Below are 24,510 nucleotides of genomic sequence, written 5' to 3'. Positions count from 1 at the left end.
TTCGAAAATATTATTTCAACATGTTGAAATGTAATCTTAAGCAAAAGTTAAAGGTTCGGGTTGTTATTAACTTCAGCCTGAGGAATTGATAAAGTCAATTTGGGATCATCAAAGTTAAATGACTGCCCCATGAAGAACAAATGATTTGGTCCTCTAGTGATGGTGGCCTGATTCCTCTTCATCGCTAAATAACTTTTACCCTCTCCCCAAAGTTCGATTCTAGTCTGAAGATAGATTTCTTTTTGCAATGCAACACCGCTCAGTGCATCGATATAACTTGTATCGTCTAATCTATTGCTTAAATAATTTTTCAAGATTGTTTTAGCCTGCGCTTCACTGCCAGATTTCGCCAGCGTTTCTGCGGCAAGCAAATAAAATTCGTCGGAACGCATGAACATATAGTCAGATGTGATAATTCTTTGGCCCCCGATCACCCTTCCAGGCGCATAAAATTTATTTGCCGGCACTGCTGGATAGTCACCATCTTGGGTAGCGGGAAGATAAACATATCCTAAAGGATTTGCAGGAGTAGGGGCTACTTCATCAATTGTGACAAACTGCTGTTTTCTGATATCATCTGCCCTAATGGAACCATATAATCCTAAATCAATCGATTTGGCGTCTCCCACCCATGCGTAGGAATAGGTGAAAATATCTGCCTGTCCCCACCAACTGATCAAATCCAGACCGTTTGCCTCGGAGATATCATATCCCCACATCCAGCTATTGGTACTTAAATCATTGAATCCTCCTCCAGATCCTGAATCGACGGAGAAAACAGCCTCTGATCTGCTTGTCACGGGATATGCCGCCATAATCTGTTGTGCTAAAGCTGCTGCCTTCACATTGTTTTCATTTCCTCCCATCGCGGCGTAAGTATATGCAAGGAGTCCCTGCGCTACCGATTTGTTAATGATACCCTTGTTTGCTCTGCTGAAACCATCAAGCAGCTGAATTGCTTCAGTGAGATCTTTTACGATCTGTGCATATACTTCAGATTGCTTAGCTCTTGGTTTCGAGATGACGCTAGTATCGGTGTATAATGGAATGGATTTCGCGTCTGGATCGTATTTTGGAGTGAATAATTGCAATAGATAGAAATAGGAATAGGCTCTCATTGCCTTCGCCTGACCCATTGCAAATTTATCGGTATTATTGGCTGGGACAGCTTCATTGCCACCTAGCCCGGAAATCACGTCATTAGCGGCATATCCAATCCTGTAATAATATCTCCAAGGCTGGTAATTTGTATTTTGCGTATAGTCCACCGGAGCGGTAAGGTTCGCAACATTCCGGTACCATCCGTAGGTGACACCACTTAAAACCATGTCAGAGGATAAGAGATCCGATAGCAGATCATAACCTTTTTGCCCATAATCATCATGTCCGGTAGTTCCCCCAGTTCCGGTATTAACCATCATTTGATACAAACCATATAACTTCGCCTGTGCTGGCGGGTTTGAAAGTGTTTCTGTAGGTTCACTCTGCAAGAATTCCTCTCTACAGGAGGTGAGCGTTACTAAAAGTCCTAAAATGGCACTTAATATTATTTTCTTTGTCATGTCTTTAATTTAATTAAAAGGTTGCTTTTACACCAAATGTAATTGTTGAAAGTGGAGAATATCTGTACATTGTACTTGCTCCATCATTTGACCGGCCACCAGTTTCGGAAGTGGTGGGGTTGAAACCTGTTCGTTTCGTCTGCAGCCACAAATTGTCTCCAGACACAGAAAGTGTTAATCCATTGAACCCAATTGATCTGGCATATTGACCAGGTAAGTTATAGGCCACTCTCACGTTGTTCAGTACCAAATAATCAGATTTTGTCAAGAATCTTGTAGACATACTGTTGAAGTTGTTGTCTCCGGCTAGATTACTGGTCAATCTTGGAACATTAGTGATATCCCCAGGATTTTGCCATCTGTCGGTGATATCTTGATGCCAGTTGTTATTTCCTACCACCGAGTTATGCATTAAGTTGGCATAGGCATCATCATAAGAATATCCACCGATACCATACAAGAATTGAGCGGAAATGGAGAACGCTTTATATCCGGCATTCAAAGAGAACGCACCACGAAGATCTGGAATGGCAGATTTCCCAATGAATTTTTGCGTGGCCTGCGCATAGACCTCTGTGGTCCCTTCCTGCACGTTCGCATTAGGATTTTGAGCCATATACTCATGGAGCGAAGTAATTTGTTCCCCGGAATCAAACTTACCATTGCTATTCGCATCTACATAGTGAACAGTCCATTGTGCAGCACCAGTGTCTGGATTTACACCTGCCCATTCTCTCATGTAATAATCATAAAGTGAATGGCCGGCGGCTCTACCAAATCCTGCCTCAGAAATATCTAGAACTTTTTCCAGTCCGGTACCGTAATCAATCGGCATTCTGGTCAATTTGTTTCTCAAATGCTCACCATTTATGGAGAGATCCAGATAGAAATTTTCTTTGTTGATAATATGACCCGTTAAAGCAAACTCAATACCTTGGTTAATCATCAATCCATCATTTACTTTGGTAATGGCATTACCTGTGGATGGCGCAAGCCTCTTATCAAAGATCAGATTGTCTGTGGTTTTATGGAAATAATCAAAGGATCCCTCGATGATTCTATTCTTAAACAAAGTAAACTCTGCACCCACGTCAAAAATCTTTGATTTTTCCCAAGTCAGATCTGGGTATCCGATTCTGTCAAATGCTGCTGAAGGGAGACCCATAAAGTTTCCTGGGTTATACACATTGTAACCCGGGTAATATCCCATATTTTGATCACCTGCATATTTTGACACCAATGACTGGTTACCCACAGTTCCGTAATTGGCCTTCAGTTTCAAACGGTTAAAAAAGCTGATGTTTCTCATGAAGTCTTCTCTGTTCACTACCCAACCCAATCCAACGGAGTAGAAGGTATCCCATTTGTTAAACAAAAACTTAGAACTTCCATCGCGTCTAACACTACCAGAAAACAAGTACTTATTGTTATAATCATACATCACTTGACCAAAGTAACTTTCGAGCGTGTAGTTATAGATATAAGAATATGCCGGACTTTGATTGATTGCGTTGTTAAACTCTGAGCCATCCGGAATGATAAGCCCATATTTTGATGCAGAAAGGTAGTTGTACTTCCAATCAGTAGTTTCGTGAGCAGCAAAGGCCTGTACTCCGTGATCACCAAATCGGTTCATATATCTAGCCAGCTGCAAGAAATTCCAAGAGAACAATTCCGTTCTTACTTTATATAAAGACCCAAGCATGGATGCGGCACTTCCATAATATGGATTGCTATAATCGTTTCTCGAGTTATTGTAATATTGTCCTCCGAATCGGGTTTCTATACTCAACCCTTTCATGAGATCTGCCTTTAGGAAAAAGTTTCCATTAATCTCATGTTTTTTCCTGTTGTCCAAGTCATATGTGGCATCTGCAATAGAATTGGTAAGCGCACCAAATCCTCTACCCGTACCATAATCATACTGGTAACCACCGAAAACAGGATCATTTACAAGTTGACCTTGCGCATTTCTAAGGAAAAGTGGATAGATTGATGGAATATTATCCACAAACCAGAAAATGCTTCCACTATCTGCAGATTGGCCGTTTCTATTAGTGTTGGAATAGGCATATCCAAGATTAAACTCTCCTTTCAGCCAAGGTTTTGCCTGATGGGTCAAATTAAGTCGCCCACTGTAACGTTCATAGTTGGAATTGATCACGTAACCTTCGTCCTTCAAATAACCTAAACCTGTATAGTAAGTGGTTTTTCCTTCACCACCACTGATACTCAAATTAGTTTCGCTTCGCATTGAGGTCTGGAAACCATAGTCCTTCCAGTTTTCAGGATCATATTTTCTGGTAACTCCCGGTCTCACTTGGTGGGTTGCCGGATCAATCAGTTCTCCTGCCGTAGCATTCCACATATTATATTGCGGTCTAATCCCCGCAGATGAGAACAATCGGGCGTTCGCATATGCAACCGGATCTGCTGATCCACTTAATTTGCCTTGATTATATAGTGCCTCCCATGAAAGTCCAATATATTGTTCAGGACTAGTAATTACATCATACCTAGGAATCAGTGGACTGTTAAATCCAATTTTCGTTTCAATCGTGATCAAATCTTTTCCGGCCTTTCCTTTTTTGGATTGAATCATCACCACTCCATTTGATCCTCTGGAACCATAAATTGCTGTTGCAGCCGCATCTTTCAATACAGTCATGCTTTCGATATCCTCTGGGTTCAGTGCAGACACATTCCCGTTGTATGGCAAACCATCCAACACATATAAAGGCTCTCTGTTTCCACTCACCGATCCAAATCCTCTGATTCGGATATCCGGTTCCGATCCAGGCTGACCTGAAGAGGTCATTACCCGAACACCGGCCGCCTCACCTGTCAAGGCTTGCGCCACATTGGAGACATTCTTCTTTGAAATGTTTTCCGTGGACACCTTCGAAACAGAACCCGTGTAGTCTTCTTTTTTCACTGCAGTGTAGCCTACAATGATTACTTCATCAATTTCTTTAGACGTTGCGCTATCTTTCTGCGCCAGTGCAAACTGGCCACCTATAAAGAATAGAGCTCCGGCTGTCAAAACTTTTAATCTCACATTCATTTTAATATTATTTTAATATTTAGCCGGCAAATATGTCAATAATATTTAACCTAAACAATTACCGGAAAAATCTATTCGCTTAAAAAAAATGGCGAAAAAATCATCAGGCCAGCTTGAGATTAAACAAACCTCATCGTTAGCTTCGCTTTGTTTACTTTTCCTTAGACCTCTATCGGTTTTGCTATCTGTTCTGCAACATTAATATTTCTATTTAGAACCTTTACATTTTACACTAATGACCAAAAAAAGCCTGTCCGAAGACAGGCTTAAAGAATTACTTGATATCGAAGAAATGAGTTATTTCAATTTCTTCTTCACCGCTACTTCTTCATAAACTTCCAGTATATCGCCGATTTCAATATCGTTATATCCCTTGATGTTCAATCCACATTCGTAGCCTTTCGTTACTTCTTTCACATCGTCCTTGAATCGCTTCAAGCTTTCCAGCTCCCCGTCGAATTTCACGATGCCGTCTCTCAACAATCTGATTTTAGAGTTTCTGGTGACCTTACCGCTTAGCACCATACATCCTGCGATTGATCCTACTTTAGAAATTTTGAAAACCTCACGGATTTCCACGTTTCCGATCACCTGTTCTTTAATTTCTGGCGACAACATGCCTTCCATAGCTTCTTTCACATCATCGATAGCGGCGTAGATTACGGAATAAGTTCTGATCTCGATTTCTTCCTTGTCCGCCAAATCTTTTGCATTTGCACCGGCTCTCACATTAAAACCAATCATGATCGCATCCGAAGCCGCTGCCAATAGTACATCCGATTCGGTAATCTGACCAACTCCCTGGTGAATGATATTTACGCTGATTTCCTCGGTGGACAAACCTTGCAACTGATCAGAAAGCGCTTCCACTGAACCATCCACATCACCTTTAAGGATAATATTGAGTTCCTTGAAGTCGCCCAGCGCGATTCGTCGCCCAAGTTCATCAAGAGTAAGGTGTTTTTTCGTCCTGATAGATTGCTCACGTTGCAATTGCTCTCTCTTAGTCGCAATGGTTTTCGCTTCCCTTTCATCTTCAAAAACCCTGAATTTATCCCCTGCTGTAGGCGCTCCATCCAATCCCAAAATGGTTACTGGGATCGAAGGTCCGGCTTCCTGCATAGGTTTTCCTCTTTCATCCAGCATCGCTTTAACTTTACCGTGATTTTTTCCGGCCAAGACATAATCTCCTACTTTCAAAGTTCCGGATTGAACCAACATCGTGGTTACATAACCCCGTCCTTTATCCAGGGATGCTTCAATTACCACTCCGTTTGCAAGTTTATTAGGGTTTGCCTTCAGTTCCAGCATTTCCGCCTGAAGAAGAACTTTCTCCAGAAGCTGATCCATATTGTTACCAAACTTCGCCGAAACTTCTTGCGATTGTACATTTCCGCCCCATTCTTCCACCAAAATATTCATGGCAGAAAGTTGTTCTCGGATTTTATCCGGATTGGAGTTGGGTTTATCCACCTTGTTTAAAGCGATAATCATCGGAACTCCCGCAGCTTGCGCGTGGGAAATCGCTTCTTTGGTTTGCGGCATCACATCGTCATCGGCAGCAATCACGATGATTACGATATCGGTGATTTGTGCTCCTCTCGCCCTCATCGCGGTAAACGCTTCGTGACCCGGAGTATCTAGAAAAGTGATTCGCTGACCGTTTTCCAGTTTCACGTTATATGCACCGATGTGCTGAGTGATTCCACCGGATTCACCAGCGATCACGTTTGTTTTTCGAATATAGTCCAGTAGGGAAGTTTTCCCGTGGTCCACGTGTCCCATTACGGTTACAATTGGAGCTCTAGGCACCAAATCCTCTTCCAAATCAGGTTCTTCTTCAGCAACCGACTCTTCCAGATCCGCATCGGAGAATTCGATTTTGTACCCGAATTCATCTGCTACCAAGAGCAAGGTGTCTGCTTCCAAACGCTGGTTCATGGTCACCATCACTCCAAGTGAGAAACATGCGGAAATCACTTCGGTTGGACTCACGTTCATTAAGCTTGCCAATTCTCCAACGGTGATGAATTCCGTCACCTTCAAAGTTCTGTCTGCTGCATCCAGTTCCTGCTGAAGTTCATCCTGTTCCCTTCTGAAAACTCTCTTCTCTTTTCTGTATTTTGCCCCTTTGTTTTTACCTCCTTTTTGGGTAAGTTTTTCCAGGGTTTCTTTAATTTGGTTTTTAACCTGCTCGTCGGTCAGTTCTACCGGCATGGTCGGAGCATTTCTTCTGCTTCCGCCTTTTCTATTTTGTCCGCCGCCGTGTGGAGCTCCTCCTCCACGGTTTCCGCCCTGTCCTTGTGGTGGTCTGTTTCCTTGCGCACCACCCTGGCTTTGCTGATTTCCGGTTCCGGGTGTTCCAGGCTTTTCGATGCGTTTTCTTTTTTTCTTCGCAACGGAACTGCTTTTTGGTTTGTTGAACTGTGACAAGTCAACGGTTTGTTTCAAAATTTTCGGCCCGTCTAATTTTTGGTAAACCGTCTCTATTTTTTCAGGCTGCTGAATTTCCGGTTCTTGTTTTGCCTGTGTTTTAGGGGTTTCCTCGGCTTTCGGAGTTTCCACTTTTATAGCTGGAGTTTCTTCTGGTTTCTCCTGCTTTTCAACCACCGCCTCTTTAGTTGGTTTTGGTTTGTGTCCCTCTATTTTTGAAAGGTCAATTTTATCCAAAATCTTGAATTCCTGCTTCTCCGTGACCGCCTCAATTACCGGTTCCACTTTGGGTTCCGGTTCTTCCTCTTTCTGAGGTTCAGGTTTTTTAGGATCCAAATCGATTTTACCCAAAATTTTTGTTTCAGGTTTCAGGGATGCTTTGGCGCGGATCACTTCCGGTTTAGAAGGTTCAATTTCCAGTTTCTCTTCCGGAACCTTCGTTATCACCACCTCGTGCGAAGCTTTCTTTTGTTCGCTGTCTTTCGCAAACTCCCCGCTCAACGCATCATATGCCGATTCATCCAATTGCGCGTTCAAGCTTCCGTCAAATTCGATTTTCTTTTCTTTCAGAAAATCCTTGAGACGGTCCAATGAAATATTGAATTCCTTTAACGCTTTATTTACTCTAATTTTGGGCATGTATAATCTATACTTTTATTTAAAAATTTTGGCAAAGTTAACCTATTTTAACTTTAATGCTGTTTTTTTGCAGATTTAAAGACAATTTAATTCCAGACAAACGATCGAAATATAATTTCTTAAGGATTAATCCTCGAATTCTTCCCTCAAAATCTGTTTCACTTCCTCGATGGTTTCTTCTTCCAAATCGGTCATGTTCAAGAGGTCGTCTGTATCTTTATCTAAAACGCTTTTCGCAGTGTTCAGTCCTACCTTTTGGAACTCGTCAATGATCCATTGCTCGATGTCGCCTTCTCCTGTTCCGGCAAACTCCTTCAATTCCACATCATCGTCTTCGCTGGTTTCTCTGTAAACGTCGATCTCGTAACCACTCAGCCAAGAAGCCAGCCGGATATTTTGTCCCTGTTTACCGATGACTCTGGAAATCTCTTCCACTGGCGTGTAAACCAAGGCATAATTCGTTTCCGGATTGATTTCAATTTTGTTCACCGTCACATTTCCAAGTGCTCTTTTTACCATGATTTCAGGGTTTTTAGACCACTGGATCACATCGATGTTTTCATTTTTCAATTCACGAACCACGCCATGAATTCTGGAACCTTTCACACCTACACAAGCTCCAACCGGATCGATCCTGTCGTCATAAGCATCTACTGCAATTTTTGCTTTTTCACCCGGAATTCTCACTACTTTTTTCAGAATGATGGTTCCGTCCTGGATTTCTGGAATCTCTAATTCCAATAATTTTTCCAGGAATTTGGGAGCGGTTCTGGAAACGATGATTTGCGGCTTTGCACCTTTGAAATCAACACTTTCCACGATTGCCCGGATGTTTTCTCCTTTTTTGAAAAAGTCTGATGGGATTTGGTTTTCTTTTGGCAAGATGAACTCATTGTCTTCATCATCAAGCAAGATCACATGTTTATGACGGATATGGTGAACTTCGCCCACCACGATTTCGCCGATTCTGTCGTGGAACTGTTCGTATAAAACCGCATTGTTGTGCTCCTGCAATTTGGTGGCCAAAATTTGCTTTAAGGTCAAAATACTTCTTCTTCCAAGTTGCTCAATTGGAATTTCCACAGTGTAGTCTTCACCCACTTCGAAAGTGGGATCGATTTTCTTGGCTTCGGAAATTTCAATTTCCAAATCGTCGTCTTCAGACATCTCGTCTTCCACGATGGTTTTATTTAAAAAGATTTGGAAATCTCCTTTGTCAGGATTCACAATTACATCAAAATGGTCATCGGAATCAAACCTCTTTCTCAAAAGGGTTTTCAGTGAATCCTCGATGATTGCCATCAATTCCGTTTTGCTGATGCTTTTTTCTTCCTTGAAATCGCCAAATGCTTCTATCAGTGCTAAACCGTTCATAATATTATAAATGATAATTGATAATTGATCAATGAGTAAATCACGATCAATCCTAAGTTATGTTAAAATTTTATCGCAACAAGTGCTTTTTTTATTTCGGTGTAGGGAATTTCTTTTTCTTCCACCACATCCACTTTTCCTTTTCCAATCTCTTTTGGTTTTCGGTAACGCAGAACCAAAGTGATTTTGTCTTCCTCCACTTTCAGCAATTCGCCTTCTATTTTGGTGTCGTCTTTCAGAAGGACATCCAACTCGCGACCTATATTCTTTTTAAACTGCCGCTCAGAATTCAGCGGCTCGCTCAATCCGGCACTCATCACCTGCAAGGAAAAATCGCGCTCTTCCCGATCCATATTGAATTCAATAGCGCGACTTGCATCCAAACAATCTTGAAGTGAAACGCCTTGGTCACCATCCAAAATCACCGTCACATCATCACCTGCCGAAATTTTCAGATCAATCAGGAACAAATCTGTTCTTTCTGCAAGAAAGCCGTTTAATAATTCTTCAATTCTACTTCTGAAATCCATAATCTCAATTATTTCGGTACGAAAAAAGGCTTTCTTCCGAAGGCCTTTTCATTCTTTTCCGTAAATCCGGTTGCAAAGATAGGTATTTTATATGAAAAAGATTAATATAGCCCAAAGTGGCTAATAAAGAGTAGTTTACAAGAGTGGGAAATCCAATCGGTAACGATTTAGTAATGGTGCTTACTGCACTCGCTTTCATCTGATTACCTTGTAAATCAATACTGCAAATATAAAAAAATAAAGGGTAAAGTACATAGGTGCTTTACCCTTTTTTTCTTTCCTCTCATACAAAAATTATGAAAAAAAATTCCCCCACTGTGGGGAACCTGTGATATTTATTCCAGTATATTTTCCAAATTTTGGTTCATCATCAATAGATGTAATTCCGAAACAGATAGTGATAACTTTTAAAAGACTAAGCTATGGAAATCCTGTTGAGTAAAATATTATCGCAAATAAGGTATCAAGAAGATAAACTCGCTTCCGATTTGATGCCAACGGCGGAAAAGGCGTATCAAATGACCTTATTCCTGAATGAAATGCTTCTTAAAGTAAAAGCCAAGATTGTGCAAAGTGGGTTTAAGAACGAACAGCAGGAAATTAACTTTTTTAAGAACATCAAACCCCAAATCTTAGGAAAGCTCATCTACTACAATAAAGTATTTCGATTTGAAACGACCTGTCCGGTCAGCACAGGGAAAATACATCAGAGTTATTACGAGAATGAATTAAAATCTCTCAAATCAGAATATAAGGAGAGTATTTGCAATACCTATTTTTACAGGTACTACCGTGCAGGAAGAACAGACCGTGACCACAGCTATTTTATGCTCGGAAAAATTAATTACCACGATGGTTTAAATAGCGGAGTTTTTGAAATAGACCTTAGCTTTTCCACTTATTACGATAACAAAATAGCCCATATTATTGCCAATGAACTACTCTATACTTATTTGCTAAACAAAATCAATCCCGAAGAAAATCCTGACTTCGTTTTACTAAATGACGATGTGAATAAGGATATTTCGTGGACTAATTCGCAAAACGCACTTATCGAACTGATATATGCCCTGTATGCTTCCAGTTCTATCTCACACGGAAGTATCGGTATCAGAAAACTGGCTTTGATTTTTCAAATCCTGTTCCGAACTCCTGTAAATGATATACATCACGCTTTCCACAGAATGAAAACCCGTGCAGGTTCCCGAACGGCATTTTTAGACCAGCTTAAAGTTTCATTGGAAGAATATATGGATAAAGACCTTTGACTATTAAAAGGCATTGGTTCAAAGCAGTACATTTATGTGTACTGCTTTTTTTTACCCATATCTGCCAATTGGCAAATGAAGGCAAAATAACGTAGTTAATAATTCAAAAGCCCTCGAAACCCTTATTAAACAAGGGTTTTTCCCGATTGCAAAAATTTTCAAAAAACCGTCAAACCAATTGGCAGACATTGGCAGACAAACTTTGCCACCCTTAGCAATTTTGCATTGTGAACATTAATAGCAATGCAATGAAAATAATCACTATCGAAGAAGAAGCGTGGCAACAGCTCAACAGCCGTATCAATGCGATTGCCGATTATCTCAAAAGGTTAAATGATACAAGCTACGATGACTTGTGGCTGAACAACCACGAGGTATGCCAATACCTGCACATCAGCGAAAAGACTTTGTGGCGTATGCGTACCAAAGGCGAAATAGCTTATTCAAAACTTTACGGGCAATACTTCTATACGATTGGAGCAATCAAGGATATGCTCAATGCCAATGCTATACAAAGCAATGATGAATTTGTACAGGAGCTTATGGCAAAAGGCAAAAGCTATATCAAGAAAGGTAGAAAGCTGAAATCAGGTAAATCTTAAAACGTGCGGTTATGAACATTGACAGAATGGAATTTTTGGCGTGGATGGAACGCCTAATGGAACGCCTCGATATGCTGGGCGACAATATAGACAGCTTACAAAAGAAACGCAACAGCATTGACGGAGAGGAATTGCTCGACAATCAGGATTTACTGCAAATGCTGAAAATCAGCAACCGTTCCCTGCAACGGTATCGCTCCATCGGCAAGTTGCCCTATTACACCATAAGTGGCAAACTGTATTACAAACTGTCTGACGTGCATCAGTTCATCAGGGAAAGTTTTAATCCGCCTTTACCCAAACTGAACGCCAATGGATGACAAACACTGCCTTTGACTGCCATATCAGGCAAGTGAGCAAACGCTTCATATACATTCGGCATTTGAACTTTAAAATATTCAGATTATGAGCGAAGAAACAGAAAACAAACAGCAAACTCCCGAACAGTTATCGGATATATTACTGGTATTGGATAAGCAAAAGAATAAAATACAGGCGGTTACCGGCATAGACGAAAACGGCAAATTGAAGACTACTGACCCCACAAAGGAAAACCAAAGCCAGTTTATGCGTGTGGATAAGCACGGCGATTTGTTCTCCAACTTCTTCTCTAACTTTTGGAGGCAGTTAAAAAATCCGACCAATTTTTCATTCTTCAAAGTATCGGCTGATGAAGCCGTAGATAAGGCTAAGGAAATGCAAAAGCAGGTAGATAATCCTACACCCGAAGGCGAAAAGGAAATGAAAAAGAACGAGGTAAAAGCCGAACCCGAAAATGAACAAAAACAAGAAAATAAAAATGATATGGCAACAACACAGACAACACCGGATACCAGCGAATACCGCTACAAGCCGGAACAGATTGATTGGGAAACAATGAACAATCTCGGAATAGGCAAAGAACGCCTTGAAAAAATGAACCTTTTAGACCCGTTGCTAAGAGGTTACAAGACCAATGACCTTGTACCTGTAAGCGTAAACCTCGGCGGGGCTATTGTTCGCACAGATGCCCGTTTGTCTTTACAGACTGCACCGGACGGAACCGTAGTGGCAGCGATACACGGTATCAGGAAAGAGCCTAACCTGAACTTTGAGTTTTTCGGACACAAGTTTACCGATGAGGATAAGAAAAACCTGCTCGAAACGGGGAATATGGGTCGTGTGGTTGACTTGACCAATTCCAAGACAGGCGAATTGATGCCGTCAATTATCAGCGTGGACAGGCTAACCAATGAGCTGATTGCCCTGAAGACCGAATTTGTCAAAATTCCCGATGAGATTAAGGGTGTAAAATTGAACGATGAGCAAAAACAAACCTTGATGGAAGGCAAATCGCTTTATTTGGAAGGAATGATTTCTAAAAAGGGCGATGAGTTTAGTGCCAATGTACAGTTTAATGCGGATAAAAGATATGTTGAGTTTCTGTTTGATAGAAGTAACAATAATCAGCAAACACAAGAAAACCGGCAGAACAATCAGCAAAGCCAACCGCAGGAAGCTCCGAGAACTTTTAGAGGTAAGGAACTTGATGATGAACAATACAATAAGTTCAAAGCTGGACAAACTGTTTATATAGATGGTCTGATAGATAAAAAAGGACAAAAATATCAGGGCTACATCACGCTCAACAAAGAAACTGGCAAAACAGATTTCTCGTTCCAAAATCCCGACAAGCTCAAAGCCCAAGCGAAACCAACCGAAGCCCACAAAACGCAGACTGCGGTTAATTCCGAGGGAAAAACCAACGAAGCAACCAAGAATATCAAAGAGCCTTTGAAATCGGGGCAGCAAACACCCAAAAATGAAAAACAGCAGGAACAACAGAACAAACCCAAAGCACCTGCAAAATCCAAAGGCGTAAAAAGATAGTGAATAATGAAAACAATTATTGCAGAAAAACCAAGCGTAGCAAGGGAAATAGCCGGACTTGTGGGAGCATCCGATAAAAAGGACGGCTACCTTACGGGTAACGGCTATTTTGTTACGTGGGCATTCGGACATCTGATAGGATTGGGAATGCCCGAAGATTACGGCATTTCGGGGTTTGACAAAGCATCCTTGCCGATACTTCCAAACCCTTTTATGCTGACCGTTCGCAAAGTCAAAAAAGACAAAGGCTATCAAGCCGATGCTGGTGCATTGAAACAGCTAAAAGTGATTGAAAAACTGTTTAACCAAAGTGAAAGCCTCATCGTGGCAACCGATGCAGGTCGTGAGGGCGAACTCATCTTTCGGTACATTTATGAGTATCTGAAATGCTGTAAGCCCTTTAAACGGCTTTGGATAAGCTCGCTGACCGAAAAAGCCATTAAACAGGGCTTTGACAACCTAAAAGACGGAAAGGAATTTGACGGATTATATCAGGCGGCACAAGGCAGAAGCCGTGCCGATTGGCTCGTAGGCATCAATGCTACACAGGCATTGAGCATTGCCGCAGGCAACGGTATTTATTCGCTCGGAAGAGTGCAAACGCCTACACTGGCTTTGATTTGCAAACGGTATATAGATAACAAGAATTTCGCCGTACAGAAATATTGGCAGATACAATTATCCCACTCCAAAGAGCAAATTGATTTTAAAAGTATTTCTGCTACCAAATGGCAGGATAAAAAGCTGGCAGATGATACATTAAAATCTATTGAAAGGAATGGTAATACTGTAACAGTTACTTCCGTAGAAAATAAGAATATAACGGAGCAGCCGCCTTTGCTTTTTGACCTCACAGGCTTGCAAAAGGAAGCCAACAAAAAGCTGAACCTCTCTGCTGAAAAAACTTTGAATATTGCTCAAAGCCTGTACGAAAAGAAATTCATTACCTATCCACGTACCGGGAGCAAATACATCCCCGAAGATATGTGGGCTGAAATTCCCAACCTCGTGAGGGCATTGCAGAACAGGGAAACCTGCAAAGCTGCTTTATCCAAAATTAAATGGGGGCGTTTCAATAAGCGTATTGTAAATGATTTGCGTGTTACCGACCACCACGGATTGTTGATTACAGATAAAGTCCCGTCCGTTTTGAGTGCAGACGAAAATGCGGTGTATGATATGATTGCCTTTCGCCTGCTCGAAGCCATTTCGCAAGCCTGCATCAAAGAAATAACCGATGTTTCCTTACAGGCAATGCACTATGATTTCACCGTAAAAGGCTGTAAAATTTTGGAAGCAGGCTGGCGTATGATTAAGGGTAATTTTTCGGAAGATGATGCAGAACCTATACAGGATTTGCCCGAATTGAAAAAAGGCGATGAACTTAAAATAAAAGAAGCTGCCATTCTCGAAAAGAAAACCAAACCTCCTGTGCTTTATACCGAAGCTGGGCTTTTGTCGGCTATGGAAACCGCAGGTAAGGAAATCGAAAACGAAGAAGAACGGAAAGCCCTGCAAAACATCGGTATCGGTACTCCGGCTACAAGAGCCGCCATTATCGAAACACTGTTTACCCGTAACTATATCCAACGAGAAAAAAAATCTTTAATACCAACCGAAAAAGGATTGCAGGTTTACGAATTGGTTAAAGACCGAAAAATTGCGGACGTGGCTATGACCGCAGAATGGGAACTCGCTTTGCAGAAAATTGAGAACAACGAAGCGAATGCCGGAAGTTTTCAAAAGGAAACGGAAACCTTTGCAAAGTCCATTACCGATGAATTGCTGCAAACCTCCATTGCTCAAAACAGCCTCCCTAAATTGGTTTGTCCGAAATGTAAAAGCCAACAGCTTATTATCCGTGATAAGATTGTTAAATGCTCCGATGAAGTTTGCGGCTGGATACAGTTTCGCAATGTGTGCGAAGTGCAAATCAGTATTTCCGATATTGAAAACCTTGTGAATAAAGGGAAAACCAATCTTATCAAAGGAATGAAAAGCAAGGCAGGAAAGAAATTCGATGCTTATATCGTATTGGATGCCGATTGCAAAACCTCTTTTGAGTTTGATAATAAAAAGCCAAAAAGATAATGACCGATATTACCATATCCCAAAAGGAAATAGCACCGCTTATCCATACCATTAGGGATAAGCAAGTTATTCTTGATGCTGATTTAGCAATGCTCTATCAGGTAGAAACAAAAGCCCTAAACAGGGTTGTAAAGAGAAACCAAAACCGCTTTCCCGAAACTTTTTGCTTTCAGCTTAGCGAACAGGAAGTAAAATCTTTGAAGTACCAATTTGGCACTTCAAACGTTGGACGGGGCGGGAGGCGTACGCTACCCTTTGCATTTTGTGAGCAAGGAGTGGCAATGATGTCCGCATTGTTGCGAAGTGATATAGCGGTAAAGGTCAGCATTGAGATTATGAATGCCTTTGTAGAAATGCGGAAAATGCTTATCAGCAATGCTTCGCTGTTTCATCGTTTGAATAATATAGAACTGAAACAACTACAAGCCGACCAAAAATTTGAGGAAATCTTTAAGGCATTGGAAAGCGACAAGCTCCACAGCGAAAATGGCATCTTCTACAACGGTCAGGTTTTCGATGCTTACGCCTTTGTGTCGGATATTGTACGAAGTGCCAAAAGCTCCATTATCCTGCTGGATAACTACGTGGACGATACAGTGCTGACTTTGCTGGGCAAGCGCAAGGAAAATGTAACCGCTACAATCTATACCAAAACTATCAGCAATCAGCTACGGCTGGATGTACAACGGTACAACAGCCAGTATGCTCCGATTGAAATTGAGGTTTTCTCCGATGCTCACGACCGCTTTTTGATTATTGATAATGCAGAACTATACCACATCGGGGCATCTCTCAAAGACCTGGGCAAAAAATGGTTTGCCTTTTCGAGAATGGATATTGAGGTCGGCAGGATGCTCCAAATTCTAAACAATCCATAAAATGAACCTCTGAATTTTCAGAGGTTTTTTATTGCTCATTGCGACAAATCCTGCCACACAAAGCCAAACCCTGCCACTTCTTCAAAGGCACTTATCTACCGCTATAATTTTAGGCTTCAAGCAAAATTCTAAACAAAATTATAGTATGAGTACACAGCAAAAAGACTTGTCGTATTACAGATTACGACTACAAGAACATCTTAATTCAGGCTTTCCTGAAAAAGCCAGCGACCACAAATTTATCGACCAGCGTTCTTCGTGGGCTGCCAATGCTTACGAGGGTGCTTTCAGTTCGGGAAACGCTATTGAGCAGTGCAACGAAATAGCCAATTACATTCTCTTTGAGGGCTTACATTTTTCAAGGTTCGATACCATTTTTCAGGTGGTCTGCAATGAGTTCGATACCCTAATGGCAGACGAGGAACTTCGACCATTTGCCCTGAAAATGTTCCGTGTTTGCGAGCCTGTTTTTGCCAAATATAAACTGACCGATGATTTCGCCTACGGTTATGAGTTTGATGTACTCTACACCGAAATAACGGGAACCATCGCAATATGGATAACCGAAAATGGGCTTCAGTAAAAAGCAACATCTCCAACAGAATATTGATGCCCTGCGAATTGCTTTTAAACTGGAAAAGGAGAACCGACAAGCCACCGTAGGCGAAAGACTGCTAATGATGCAATACAGCGGATTTGGCGGTCTTAAATTCGTTCTGAACCCCGTTGAATATGAGATGGACATCAACAATTGGAGAAAGACCGAACACGACCTTTTCTCTATTACGCAGGAGCTGCATCAGGTTTTAAAAGAAAATGCCACAGACGAAAAGCAATACAAACGATTTGTGGACAGTATGCGAAGCTCCGTACTCACAGCATTCTACACACCGCCGGAGGTTATAGATGCCGTTTCTTCCGTATTGCGTGATAGCGGTTTGAAGATTGATAAATTCCTCGAACCCTCCGCAGGTATCGGCTCATTTATACAATCCTTTTCGGAAAATCAAAAAGCCAATGTTACTGCTTACGAAAAAGATTTGCTAACGGGCAAAATCCTAAAGCAGCTTTATCCCGCAAATAATATCCGCATAAGCGGTTTTGAGGAAATCCCCGAAAAGGAACAAAGCAGTTACGATGTTGTTGCCAGCAATATCCCGTTCGGTGATACCTCTGTATTTGACCTTTCATACTCCCGAAGTAGAAACCCCGCAAAGGAGCAAGCTGCCCGAAGCATTCATAACTATTTCTTTTTGAAAGGAAATGATATGCTCCGAGAAGGTGGTTTGCAGGCTTTCATTACCTCACAGGGGATTTTGAACAGCCCGAATAATGAGCCGATACGCAGGGCATTAATGGAAAACAACAATTTGGTTTCAGCTATCCGCTTACCCAACAATCTGTTTACAGATTATGCAGGTACAGAGGTTGGCTCTGACCTGATAATCCTGCAAAAGAATACAGCAAAACCAAATTTGACCGAAGCGGAAGAATTGTTTTGCCAAAGCAACAAAACAGGATATGGTACACCCAGCAATGCTTTATTTGAGGACGGTACAAGAATTATACATACGCATTGGAAAGTAGATACTGACCCTTACGGGCAACCTGCATTAATCTATACACACAAAGACGGCGTTGAGGGCATTGCAAATGCCCTCAAAGAGATGCTTTCCGAAGATTTTGGTAACCACCTGAATTTGTCTTTATACAAAGGCGAACAACACGATGAACCTTTTATACAAATTCCAACGCCGGTAATTCCGCCTCCCATTGTTGAGCGTGAAATCATTCAGCCCCAGCAACAGCTTTTTACGACACCTGTGATAAGACAGGAAAGTCCGCAGGAATTAAAACAGCTAAGCATTTTCGACCTATTTGAAAATACAGGTGAAACTGTGGCTGTCCTTGCTCCGCCAAAAAAAGCAACATCAGCCAAAAGACAGACCAGCCAGAGAAAACGAATGCCTATCAGTCGCCAGCCCGACCTGTTCAGTTCTGCAATGCAGCAACCTTACACGCTTCCTGTTTCAAATGGCAATAAAACATTTAATGGCAAAGAACAGGAAGTAATCGGCGATTTGTTTTCGCAACAAAACGGGAATGGCCAAGCTGATAAGCCAGCCATTCCCGTAGCCGTTCTTGCCGCCATTCCCGAACCTGCGCCGTTTAGTAACGAACTGCAATCGTTCCACCGAAACGATTGCCTTGTGGTAGATAATGGCTGGGTGGGTTATCTGCAAAGTGTAGATACCGCAGACGGTACGGCTGTCTTCCACCCGTTGCAATTACCTCCTACGCAAAAAGCAAGAGCCGAAGCGTATATACAGGTACGTGATGTTTACCAACAGCTTTATACCAAAGAAGCACAGCACCAAACTGAACACAAAGAAGAAAGGGAAAACCTTAACCGATTGTACGATGCCTTTATCAAAAGGTATGGCAATCTGAATAGCGCCGATAATATCAAGCTCATTAAAACGGACAGTGCCGGAAAGGAAATGCCTTATCTGGAGCGTGTGGTGGGCGGCGTGGTACACAAAGCGGATATATTCAGCCGTCCGGTCAGCTTTTCCATCACAACATTAGCTACCGACAATCCCGATGAAGCGTTGGCGGCATCGCTGAACAAATACGGAAGTGTGGATTTGGACTATATGTCCGAAGTGAGCAATATGACTGCCGATGTGCTGAAAGAAGCCTTACACGGCAGGATTTTCTATAACCCTTTGCAACAGGAATATGAAATCGCCGAACGCTGGATTGCAGGTAACGTGGTAGAAAAAGCGGCGGATGTAAGAAACTACCTCGAAAACAATCCCGATGATGCCCAAGCCAAAGAAAGCCTTACTGCTTTGGAAGAAGCCCGCCCAAGACGAATTGAATTTGAAGAGCTGGACTTTAACCTCGGCGAACGCTGGATACCGACTGGCGTTTATGCCCGTTTTGCTTCGCATCTTTTCGATACGGATGTGCGTGTACATTATTCCGAAAGCTCCGATGACTTTTCTGTAACCTGTGGACAGAAGAATGTGCATATATGGGACAAATATGCTGTTAAGGCAGAGAGCAGAACGTTTGACGGGATTAACCTGCTGAGGCACGCCCTTGTCAATACTACGCCTGATATTACCAAGAAAATCACAATAGATGATAAGGAAGTAAAGGTTAGGGATATGGAAGCCATTCAAATGGCAAACACCAAGATTGACGAAATCCGAACTGCCTTTACAGAGTGGCTCCACGCCCAAAACAATGAGTTTAAAAACAGGCTGACCGACCAATACAATGATACCTTTAACTGTTTCGTCCGACCGAATTATAACGGAACACATCAGGAGTTTCCGGGATTAGACCGCAAGGGGTTAAAAATCCAAGACCTGTATGATAGCCAAAAGGACACCGTTTGGATGATTAAGCTCAACAACGGTGCTATCTGCGACCACGAAGTAGGTGCAGGAAAAACGCTGGTAATGTGTACGGCAGCACAGGAAATGAAGCGGTTGGGGCTGGCTCACAAACCAATGATTATCGGGCTGAAAGCGAACGTACCCGAAATTGCCGAAGCATATAGAACCGCCTATCCGCACGCTAAAATACTCTATCCGGGCATTGACGATTTTACGCCTAAAAAACGCTTGCGGATTTTTGGTGATATTAAAAACAACGATTGGGATTGCGTGATACTCACACACGACCAATTTTCTATGATACCGCAATCGCCCGAAATGCAAAAGGAAATTCTCGAAATAGAACTGGACAGTGTGGAGCGTAACCTCGATGTGCTGCAATCGCAAGGAAATGAAGTTACCAGAGGGATGCTTGCCGGAGCGATAAAGCAAAAAGAAAATCTCGAAGTAAAGCTGAAAACCCTGCAACACGATATTGAGAACCGTAAAGATGATGTGGTGGACTTCAAAATGATGGGCATAGACCATTTGTTTGTGGATGAAAGCCACCAGTTTAAAAACCTCATTTTTAATACACGCCATTCAAGGGTTGCCGGATTGGGAAATATGGACGGAAGCCTAAAGGCTTTGAACCTGCTCTTTGCCATTCGCACTATCCAAGACCGTATTGATGCGGATATGGGTGCTACTTTTCTTTCGGGTACAACCATCAGCAATTCACTGACAGAGTTGTATCTGCTGTTTAAATACCTACGCCCAAGAGCATTGGCAAAGCAAGGCATTCATTCTTTTGATGCGTGGGCGGCTATTTACGCCCGTAAGACCACCGATTATGAATTTTCGGTGGCTAATAATATCGTGGCGAAAGAACGTTTCCGCTATTTTATCAAAGTACCGGAACTGGCTCAATTCTATTCCGAAATCACGGATTACCGTACAGCGAAAGATATTGGAATTGACCGCCCCGAAAAGAATGAGGTGTTATACAACATACCGCCAACTCCCGACCAGGAAGCATTTATCCAAAGCCTGATGCAGTTTGCCAAAACGGGCAATGCCACTTTATTAGGAAGAGAGCCGCTTTCTCAACGGGAAGAAAAAGCAAAAATGCTGATTGCTACGGACTACGCCCGTAAAATGTCGTTGGATATGCGAATGGTAAGCGATATTTATGAAGACCACCCCGACAACAAGGCTTCTCATTGTGCCGCTAACATTGCGAAGTATTACCACCAATACAATGCGCAAAAAGGAACGCAGTTCATTTTCTCGGATTTAGGTACTTATAAACCGGGTGAATGGAATGTATATTCTGAAATTAAACGCAAGCTCGTGGAAGACCACAACATACCTCCACACGAAGTCCGGTTTATACAGGAAGCTAAGAATGATAAGCAGCGTAAGGAACTTATCAAAGGAATGAACGAGGGCAAAATCCGTGTGCTGTTCGGTTCAACAAGTATGCTCGGCACTGGCGTAAACGCACAGAAAAGAGCCGTTGCCGTACACCATTTGGATACACCGTGGCGACCGAGCGACCTTGCCCAAAGGGACGGGCGGGCTATCCGAAAAGGCAATGAAATTGCAAAGCATTTTGCGGACAACAAAGTACAAGTAATTATCTATGCCGTAGAAAAATCACTGGACAGCTATAAGTTCAACCTGCTATTCAACAAACAGCTTTTTATCGACCAGCTAAAGAATAATAATCTCGGTAAGCGTACCCTTGACGAGGGTAGTATGGACGAAAAATCGGGTATGAACTTCTCGGAATATGTAGCAATTCTCTCAGGAAATACCGACTTGCTGGATAAAGCCAAAATAGAAAAGCAGATTGCCGGACTGGAAAGCGAAAAGCAGGCTTACAGTCGTTCTAAATACAGTGCCAAATATAAATTGGAAGACTATACAGCCGAACTTGACAAAGCCCAATCACGCTTTGACCGTATGAGCCTTGATTGGGGAAACTTAGAGCAACGGTTACAAAAACGGCAGGACGGTACGGTTGTAAATGCTCTTGTGCTGGACGGTTTATCGCCGAATGCCGATGTAAAACAGACGGGTGCAAAACTTAACCAGCTTGCGGACAAAGCACGTACAGGAGGCGATTATGAAGAAATCGGTAGCCTGTATGGTTTTCAGCTATTGGTAAAAACCGAAGTTTCCCAAAAAGAGGGCGTGGATATTCGTGTGAACCGATTTTTTGTACAGGGCGAGGGCAATATCAAATACACGTTCAATAACGGTGTTATGGCAAAAGACCCCGAAACGGCATCACTGAATTTTTTAAGGGCTTTGGAAAAGCTGCCTGTCTATATTAAAAAGGAACAGGAGAATATTGCCGAGTTCCAAAAAGATTTGCCTGTGCTTCAGGAAGTGGTTAACGGTACGTGGTCTAAAGAAACCCGTTTAAGCGAACTTAAAACTGAACTGGCTGCCGTAGAAAGGAAAATACAGCTTTCCATAGAACCTGTTAAACAAGTAGAAGAACCTGCGGAACAAACTGAAAAAAAGCAGCAAGCTCCAAAGGTGTCAGAAAGCATTATCAGAACTAAAGGTATCCATTTGCCACGAGGCGTACTATGAAAAGAAAACGGGGATCTGCAAGTCCCCGTTCCTTTTTTATCAATTTCTAATATTCATCTTCTTCCAGCTCATCCATCCGTTTTATCAGCGCATCACGCAGGCTGTCAAGAAACTTCGTCCGGTTTATTTTTCGGGCTTTCAGCTCCATAAATGTATGGTAAAAGTCGCCTAAATCAACATTAAAGATGCTTTCAAATGTTTTGGCGATTACTTTAATATCCGTATTGTCAAATACACCCTGAGCGTGAAGGGCATATATCAATTCTGTCAATGCAGTTTTACTGCCTCGCCAATTTAAGTTAGGTAATTCTATTGATTTGCTTTTATGTATCGGGCTGTGAAGCTGGTCTTCAAGATATACTTGTATCAGGTCATTGGCGATGATTTTTGCAGCCTTATAATCGTGGGAAGTGGAAAAATTATGGTCCGCTTCAAAATAATAGGTGTCCAGACTTAGTTTAATGTCATACTTTCCCCGTACAAATAGCTTATCATCTATAAAAGTATTATTGGTTCTGTAATATTTATAAAATTCGAGGTTATTGTCAAAATATCTTTTGAGTTTTTCCAATTCATCATTATAGTATTTCTTCACTGCCTTACCGCCATAAGGTTTCTTTGTTTCGATTTTATAGATAGCGTTATAATAGATGAGCTTTGAAACAATAGCGGGCTTTTGATGCTTGAAAAAACGAATTTCTTCCTCTACATTTTTAAATCCTCTGTTCAATACATATTCTTTCACATTAGACAGGCATTTGATGATAAGTTTTATTATCACTTCAATCTGTTGTATGGAGCAATCCGTTTCAGTTTCTAATTCTTTGATTGCGGCTTCCAGATTATTCAACGTTTCGTTATAAAATTTATCCATCCTGTTTATTTTGAAATTTCTATTGGACACCTACATTGAATTAGTTGATGTCATTACATAGGGTTAGCTAATCGGTCAAAGTGCCTTTTTACGATTTCCTTTCGATGATTTAAAGGTTAAAACAGCAATTACCGCCAAAGCCAACGTAAGCATACCTCCATACAAGAACTCTTTTTCGGGAAACCGTGTGCCTAAAAAACCTGCTATCGGGTATGCTATTGCCCACCACAAATGAGAAAACGCAAAGTGAGAACCGTACACCTTACCTTGATTTTCTGATGCAATGTTTTCGCCTATTAATGTTTCTGACGGCATATCGGCAAGCGTTTGACCTATACCTGCCAAAACCCATAAGAACAGCAAGCCGTTGTACGGAACAAAATTGGCAAAGCTGATAGCTAAACCTATCAGGACAGCCCCGCTTATCAGCGATATGCTCCGTGTTTTGGTTTTATCAAGGCTGCCTAACAGAAAAGCCGTGATAGCTGCGCCTACTCCGAAAATTGCCATTATCCAGCCGTAATGCTTATCATCTAAAGCTAAAGATGTTTTTACCAAACCAACGGTATTTACCAATACCATAGCTCCGGCAATAGCAGATATAAATTCAATACTTAAAGAGAACCTTAAAATCTTGTTTCCAAACAATAAGCGAATACCTTTTATTACTTCGCTCCACGTATTGCCGGGCGGTGTACTATCGGTATTCACTCCTTTTTGCAGTGCTGCCACCGGTATAGTCAATATCAGTAGTATGGCAATGAATAATGTTGCTCCATTGACAAAGAAAATCTGCTTGGCTCCTAACCATACCGCAAATATCCCCGCCAATGCAGGACCAAATACGCTTAACAACTGAAAAGTTGCCATTGATAAGCCGTTGGCTTCCCTGTATATTTCTTTGTCTACTATCTGTGGGATAATAGCCCTGTATGTTGGCGTGAAGAATGCAGCGAATACGTTCAATGCAAATATCAACCCATACACCTGCCACTCGGCATTTACAAACGGCAGCATACACACAATTGCCATTCTTGCCAGTTGCGTTATCAGCAATATGTTTTTTCGCTTTAATTTTTCAGACACTACGCCTGCAAAGGGCGAAAAAATGATATACGCCGTTACCCGCAAAGTGAGAGCCGATGCCAATATAGCTGCCGCATTATCGGGGCTGATTTCATAGGTAAGCAATGCCAATCCTAACCACGTAAAGGCATCCCCGAACAAACTTGCGATTTGGGCAAAATAAAGCCTTGCGAAAGTCGAGTTCCGTAATGTTTTAAATGGTTCTGTAAACGCTTTTTTTAATAATTGTAATTCCATTTTACAT

15 protein-coding genes are annotated in these 24,510 nt (G+C 41.8%); 8 read left to right on the top strand and 7 right to left on the bottom strand.

What is annotated here, in order from left to right:
• Positions 1 to 47: 47 nt before the first annotated feature.
• The 5 genes from ACM44_RS04120 to rimP all read right to left on the bottom strand — a co-directional run bounded on the left by ACM44_RS04120 (position 48) and on the right by rimP (position 9,602).
• Positions 48 to 1,562, bottom strand: a complete 1,515-nt coding sequence (locus tag ACM44_RS04120) for a RagB/SusD family nutrient uptake outer membrane protein (protein ID WP_048498779.1) — start codon at positions 1,560 to 1,562, stop codon at positions 48 to 50.
• A 13-nt stretch (positions 1,563 to 1,575) separates the two neighbouring features.
• Entirely contained in the window at positions 1,576 to 4,626 is a 3,051-nt protein-coding gene (locus tag ACM44_RS04115) for a SusC/RagA family TonB-linked outer membrane protein (RefSeq protein ID WP_053215430.1), read from the bottom strand.
• Positions 4,627 to 4,923: 297 nt separating this feature from the next.
• Positions 4,924 to 7,698, bottom strand: a complete 2,775-nt coding sequence (gene infB, locus ACM44_RS04110; RefSeq protein ID WP_048498778.1) for a translation initiation factor IF-2 — start codon at positions 7,696 to 7,698, stop codon at positions 4,924 to 4,926.
• 126 nt (positions 7,699 to 7,824) lie between these two features.
• Entirely contained in the window at positions 7,825 to 9,072 is a 1,248-nt protein-coding gene (gene nusA, locus ACM44_RS04105; protein WP_048498777.1) for a transcription termination factor NusA, read from the bottom strand.
• Between the two features lie 62 nt (positions 9,073 to 9,134).
• Positions 9,135 to 9,602, bottom strand: coding sequence for a ribosome assembly cofactor RimP (gene rimP / locus ACM44_RS04100; protein ID WP_048498776.1), 468 nt, complete (start codon positions 9,600 to 9,602; stop codon positions 9,135 to 9,137).
• Positions 9,603 to 10,024: 422 nt separating this feature from the next.
• Between rimP and ACM44_RS04090 the strand changes: the two genes are divergently transcribed.
• The 8 genes from ACM44_RS04090 to ACM44_RS04055 all read left to right on the top strand — a co-directional run bounded on the left by ACM44_RS04090 (position 10,025) and on the right by ACM44_RS04055 (position 22,306).
• Positions 10,025 to 10,870, top strand: a complete 846-nt coding sequence (locus ACM44_RS04090) for an RteC domain-containing protein (RefSeq protein ID WP_002996078.1) — start codon at positions 10,025 to 10,027, stop codon at positions 10,868 to 10,870.
• A 248-nt stretch (positions 10,871 to 11,118) separates the two neighbouring features.
• A complete protein-coding gene (locus ACM44_RS04085; RefSeq protein WP_002996076.1) occupies positions 11,119 to 11,472 on the top strand; it encodes a helix-turn-helix domain-containing protein in 354 nt (117 codons plus the stop codon).
• 11 nt (positions 11,473 to 11,483) lie between these two features.
• Positions 11,484 to 11,792 carry a helix-turn-helix domain-containing protein gene (locus ACM44_RS04080; RefSeq protein WP_002996071.1) on the top strand — a complete coding sequence of 103 codons (309 nt, stop codon included), beginning with the start codon at positions 11,484 to 11,486 and terminating at the stop codon, positions 11,790 to 11,792.
• Between the two features lie 85 nt (positions 11,793 to 11,877).
• Positions 11,878 to 13,341 (top strand): DUF3945 domain-containing protein, encoded by a 1,464-nt coding sequence (locus ACM44_RS04075; RefSeq protein WP_002996066.1) that lies wholly within the window; start codon positions 11,878 to 11,880, stop codon positions 13,339 to 13,341.
• Positions 13,342 to 13,347: 6 nt separating this feature from the next.
• Positions 13,348 to 15,432: a type IA DNA topoisomerase gene (locus ACM44_RS04070; protein ID WP_002996062.1), complete on the top strand. Its 2,085-nt coding sequence runs from the start codon at positions 13,348 to 13,350 to the stop codon at positions 15,430 to 15,432.
• Entirely contained in the window at positions 15,432 to 16,310 is an 879-nt protein-coding gene (locus tag ACM44_RS04065; protein WP_002996058.1) for an ORF6N domain-containing protein, read from the top strand. The genes ACM44_RS04070 and ACM44_RS04065 overlap by 1 nt, the downstream gene beginning before the upstream one ends.
• A 145-nt stretch (positions 16,311 to 16,455) precedes the next feature.
• Positions 16,456 to 16,893, top strand: a complete 438-nt coding sequence (locus ACM44_RS04060) for a DUF1896 domain-containing protein (RefSeq protein WP_024567727.1) — start codon at positions 16,456 to 16,458, stop codon at positions 16,891 to 16,893.
• Complete coding sequence (locus ACM44_RS04055; protein WP_024567728.1) at positions 16,880 to 22,306, top strand: N-6 DNA methylase; 5,427 nt, start codon at positions 16,880 to 16,882, stop codon at positions 22,304 to 22,306. Before ACM44_RS04060 ends, ACM44_RS04055 begins: the two co-directional genes overlap by 14 nt.
• Before the next feature lie 46 nt (positions 22,307 to 22,352).
• Here ACM44_RS04055 and ACM44_RS04050 read toward each other — a convergent pair whose 3' ends face one another.
• Positions 22,353 to 23,180 carry an RteC domain-containing protein gene (locus ACM44_RS04050; RefSeq protein WP_024567729.1) on the bottom strand — a complete coding sequence of 276 codons (828 nt, stop codon included), beginning with the start codon at positions 23,178 to 23,180 and terminating at the stop codon, positions 22,353 to 22,355.
• 75 nt (positions 23,181 to 23,255) lie between these two features.
• Positions 23,256 to 24,503: an MFS transporter gene (locus ACM44_RS04045; protein WP_024567730.1), complete on the bottom strand. Its 1,248-nt coding sequence runs from the start codon at positions 24,501 to 24,503 to the stop codon at positions 23,256 to 23,258.
• Between the last annotated feature and the right edge of the window lie 7 nt (positions 24,504 to 24,510).

Origin of the sequence: Chryseobacterium koreense CCUG 49689, from assembly GCF_001045435.1 — a bacterium.
In the GTDB taxonomy this organism is placed as follows: domain Bacteria; phylum Bacteroidota; class Bacteroidia; order Flavobacteriales; family Weeksellaceae; genus Kaistella; species Kaistella koreensis.
The sequence above is the reverse complement of the archived record's forward strand: the minus strand, read 5'-3'. Positions and strand labels throughout refer to the sequence as shown.

Bases quoted from the DNA above. Each gene is read 5' to 3' on its own strand.
- ACM44_RS04055 (WP_024567728.1), top strand. From the start codon at position 16,880: ATGGGCTTCAGTAAAAAGCAACATCTCCAACAGAATATTGATGCCCTG.
- ACM44_RS04090 (WP_002996078.1), top strand. From the start codon at position 10,025: ATGGAAATCCTGTTGAGTAAAATATTATCGCAAATAAGGTATCAAGAA.
- ACM44_RS04115 (WP_053215430.1), bottom strand. From the start codon at position 4,626: ATGAATGTGAGATTAAAAGTTTTGACAGCCGGAGCTCTATTCTTTATA.
- ACM44_RS04075 (WP_002996066.1), top strand. From the start codon at position 11,878: ATGAGCGAAGAAACAGAAAACAAACAGCAAACTCCCGAACAGTTATCG.
- ACM44_RS04045 (WP_024567730.1), bottom strand. From the start codon at position 24,503: ATGGAATTACAATTATTAAAAAAAGCGTTTACAGAACCATTTAAAACA.
- ACM44_RS04085 (WP_002996076.1), top strand. From the start codon at position 11,119: ATGAAAATAATCACTATCGAAGAAGAAGCGTGGCAACAGCTCAACAGC.
- ACM44_RS04065 (WP_002996058.1), top strand. From the start codon at position 15,432: ATGACCGATATTACCATATCCCAAAAGGAAATAGCACCGCTTATCCAT.
- nusA (WP_048498777.1), bottom strand. From the start codon at position 9,072: ATGAACGGTTTAGCACTGATAGAAGCATTTGGCGATTTCAAGGAAGAA.
- ACM44_RS04080 (WP_002996071.1), top strand. From the start codon at position 11,484: ATGAACATTGACAGAATGGAATTTTTGGCGTGGATGGAACGCCTAATG.
- rimP (WP_048498776.1), bottom strand. From the start codon at position 9,602: ATGGATTTCAGAAGTAGAATTGAAGAATTATTAAACGGCTTTCTTGCA.
- infB (WP_048498778.1), bottom strand. From the start codon at position 7,698: ATGCCCAAAATTAGAGTAAATAAAGCGTTAAAGGAATTCAATATTTCA.
- ACM44_RS04070 (WP_002996062.1), top strand. From the start codon at position 13,348: ATGAAAACAATTATTGCAGAAAAACCAAGCGTAGCAAGGGAAATAGCC.
- ACM44_RS04060 (WP_024567727.1), top strand. From the start codon at position 16,456: ATGAGTACACAGCAAAAAGACTTGTCGTATTACAGATTACGACTACAA.
- ACM44_RS04050 (WP_024567729.1), bottom strand. From the start codon at position 23,180: ATGGATAAATTTTATAACGAAACGTTGAATAATCTGGAAGCCGCAATC.
- ACM44_RS04120 (WP_048498779.1), bottom strand. From the start codon at position 1,562: ATGACAAAGAAAATAATATTAAGTGCCATTTTAGGACTTTTAGTAACG.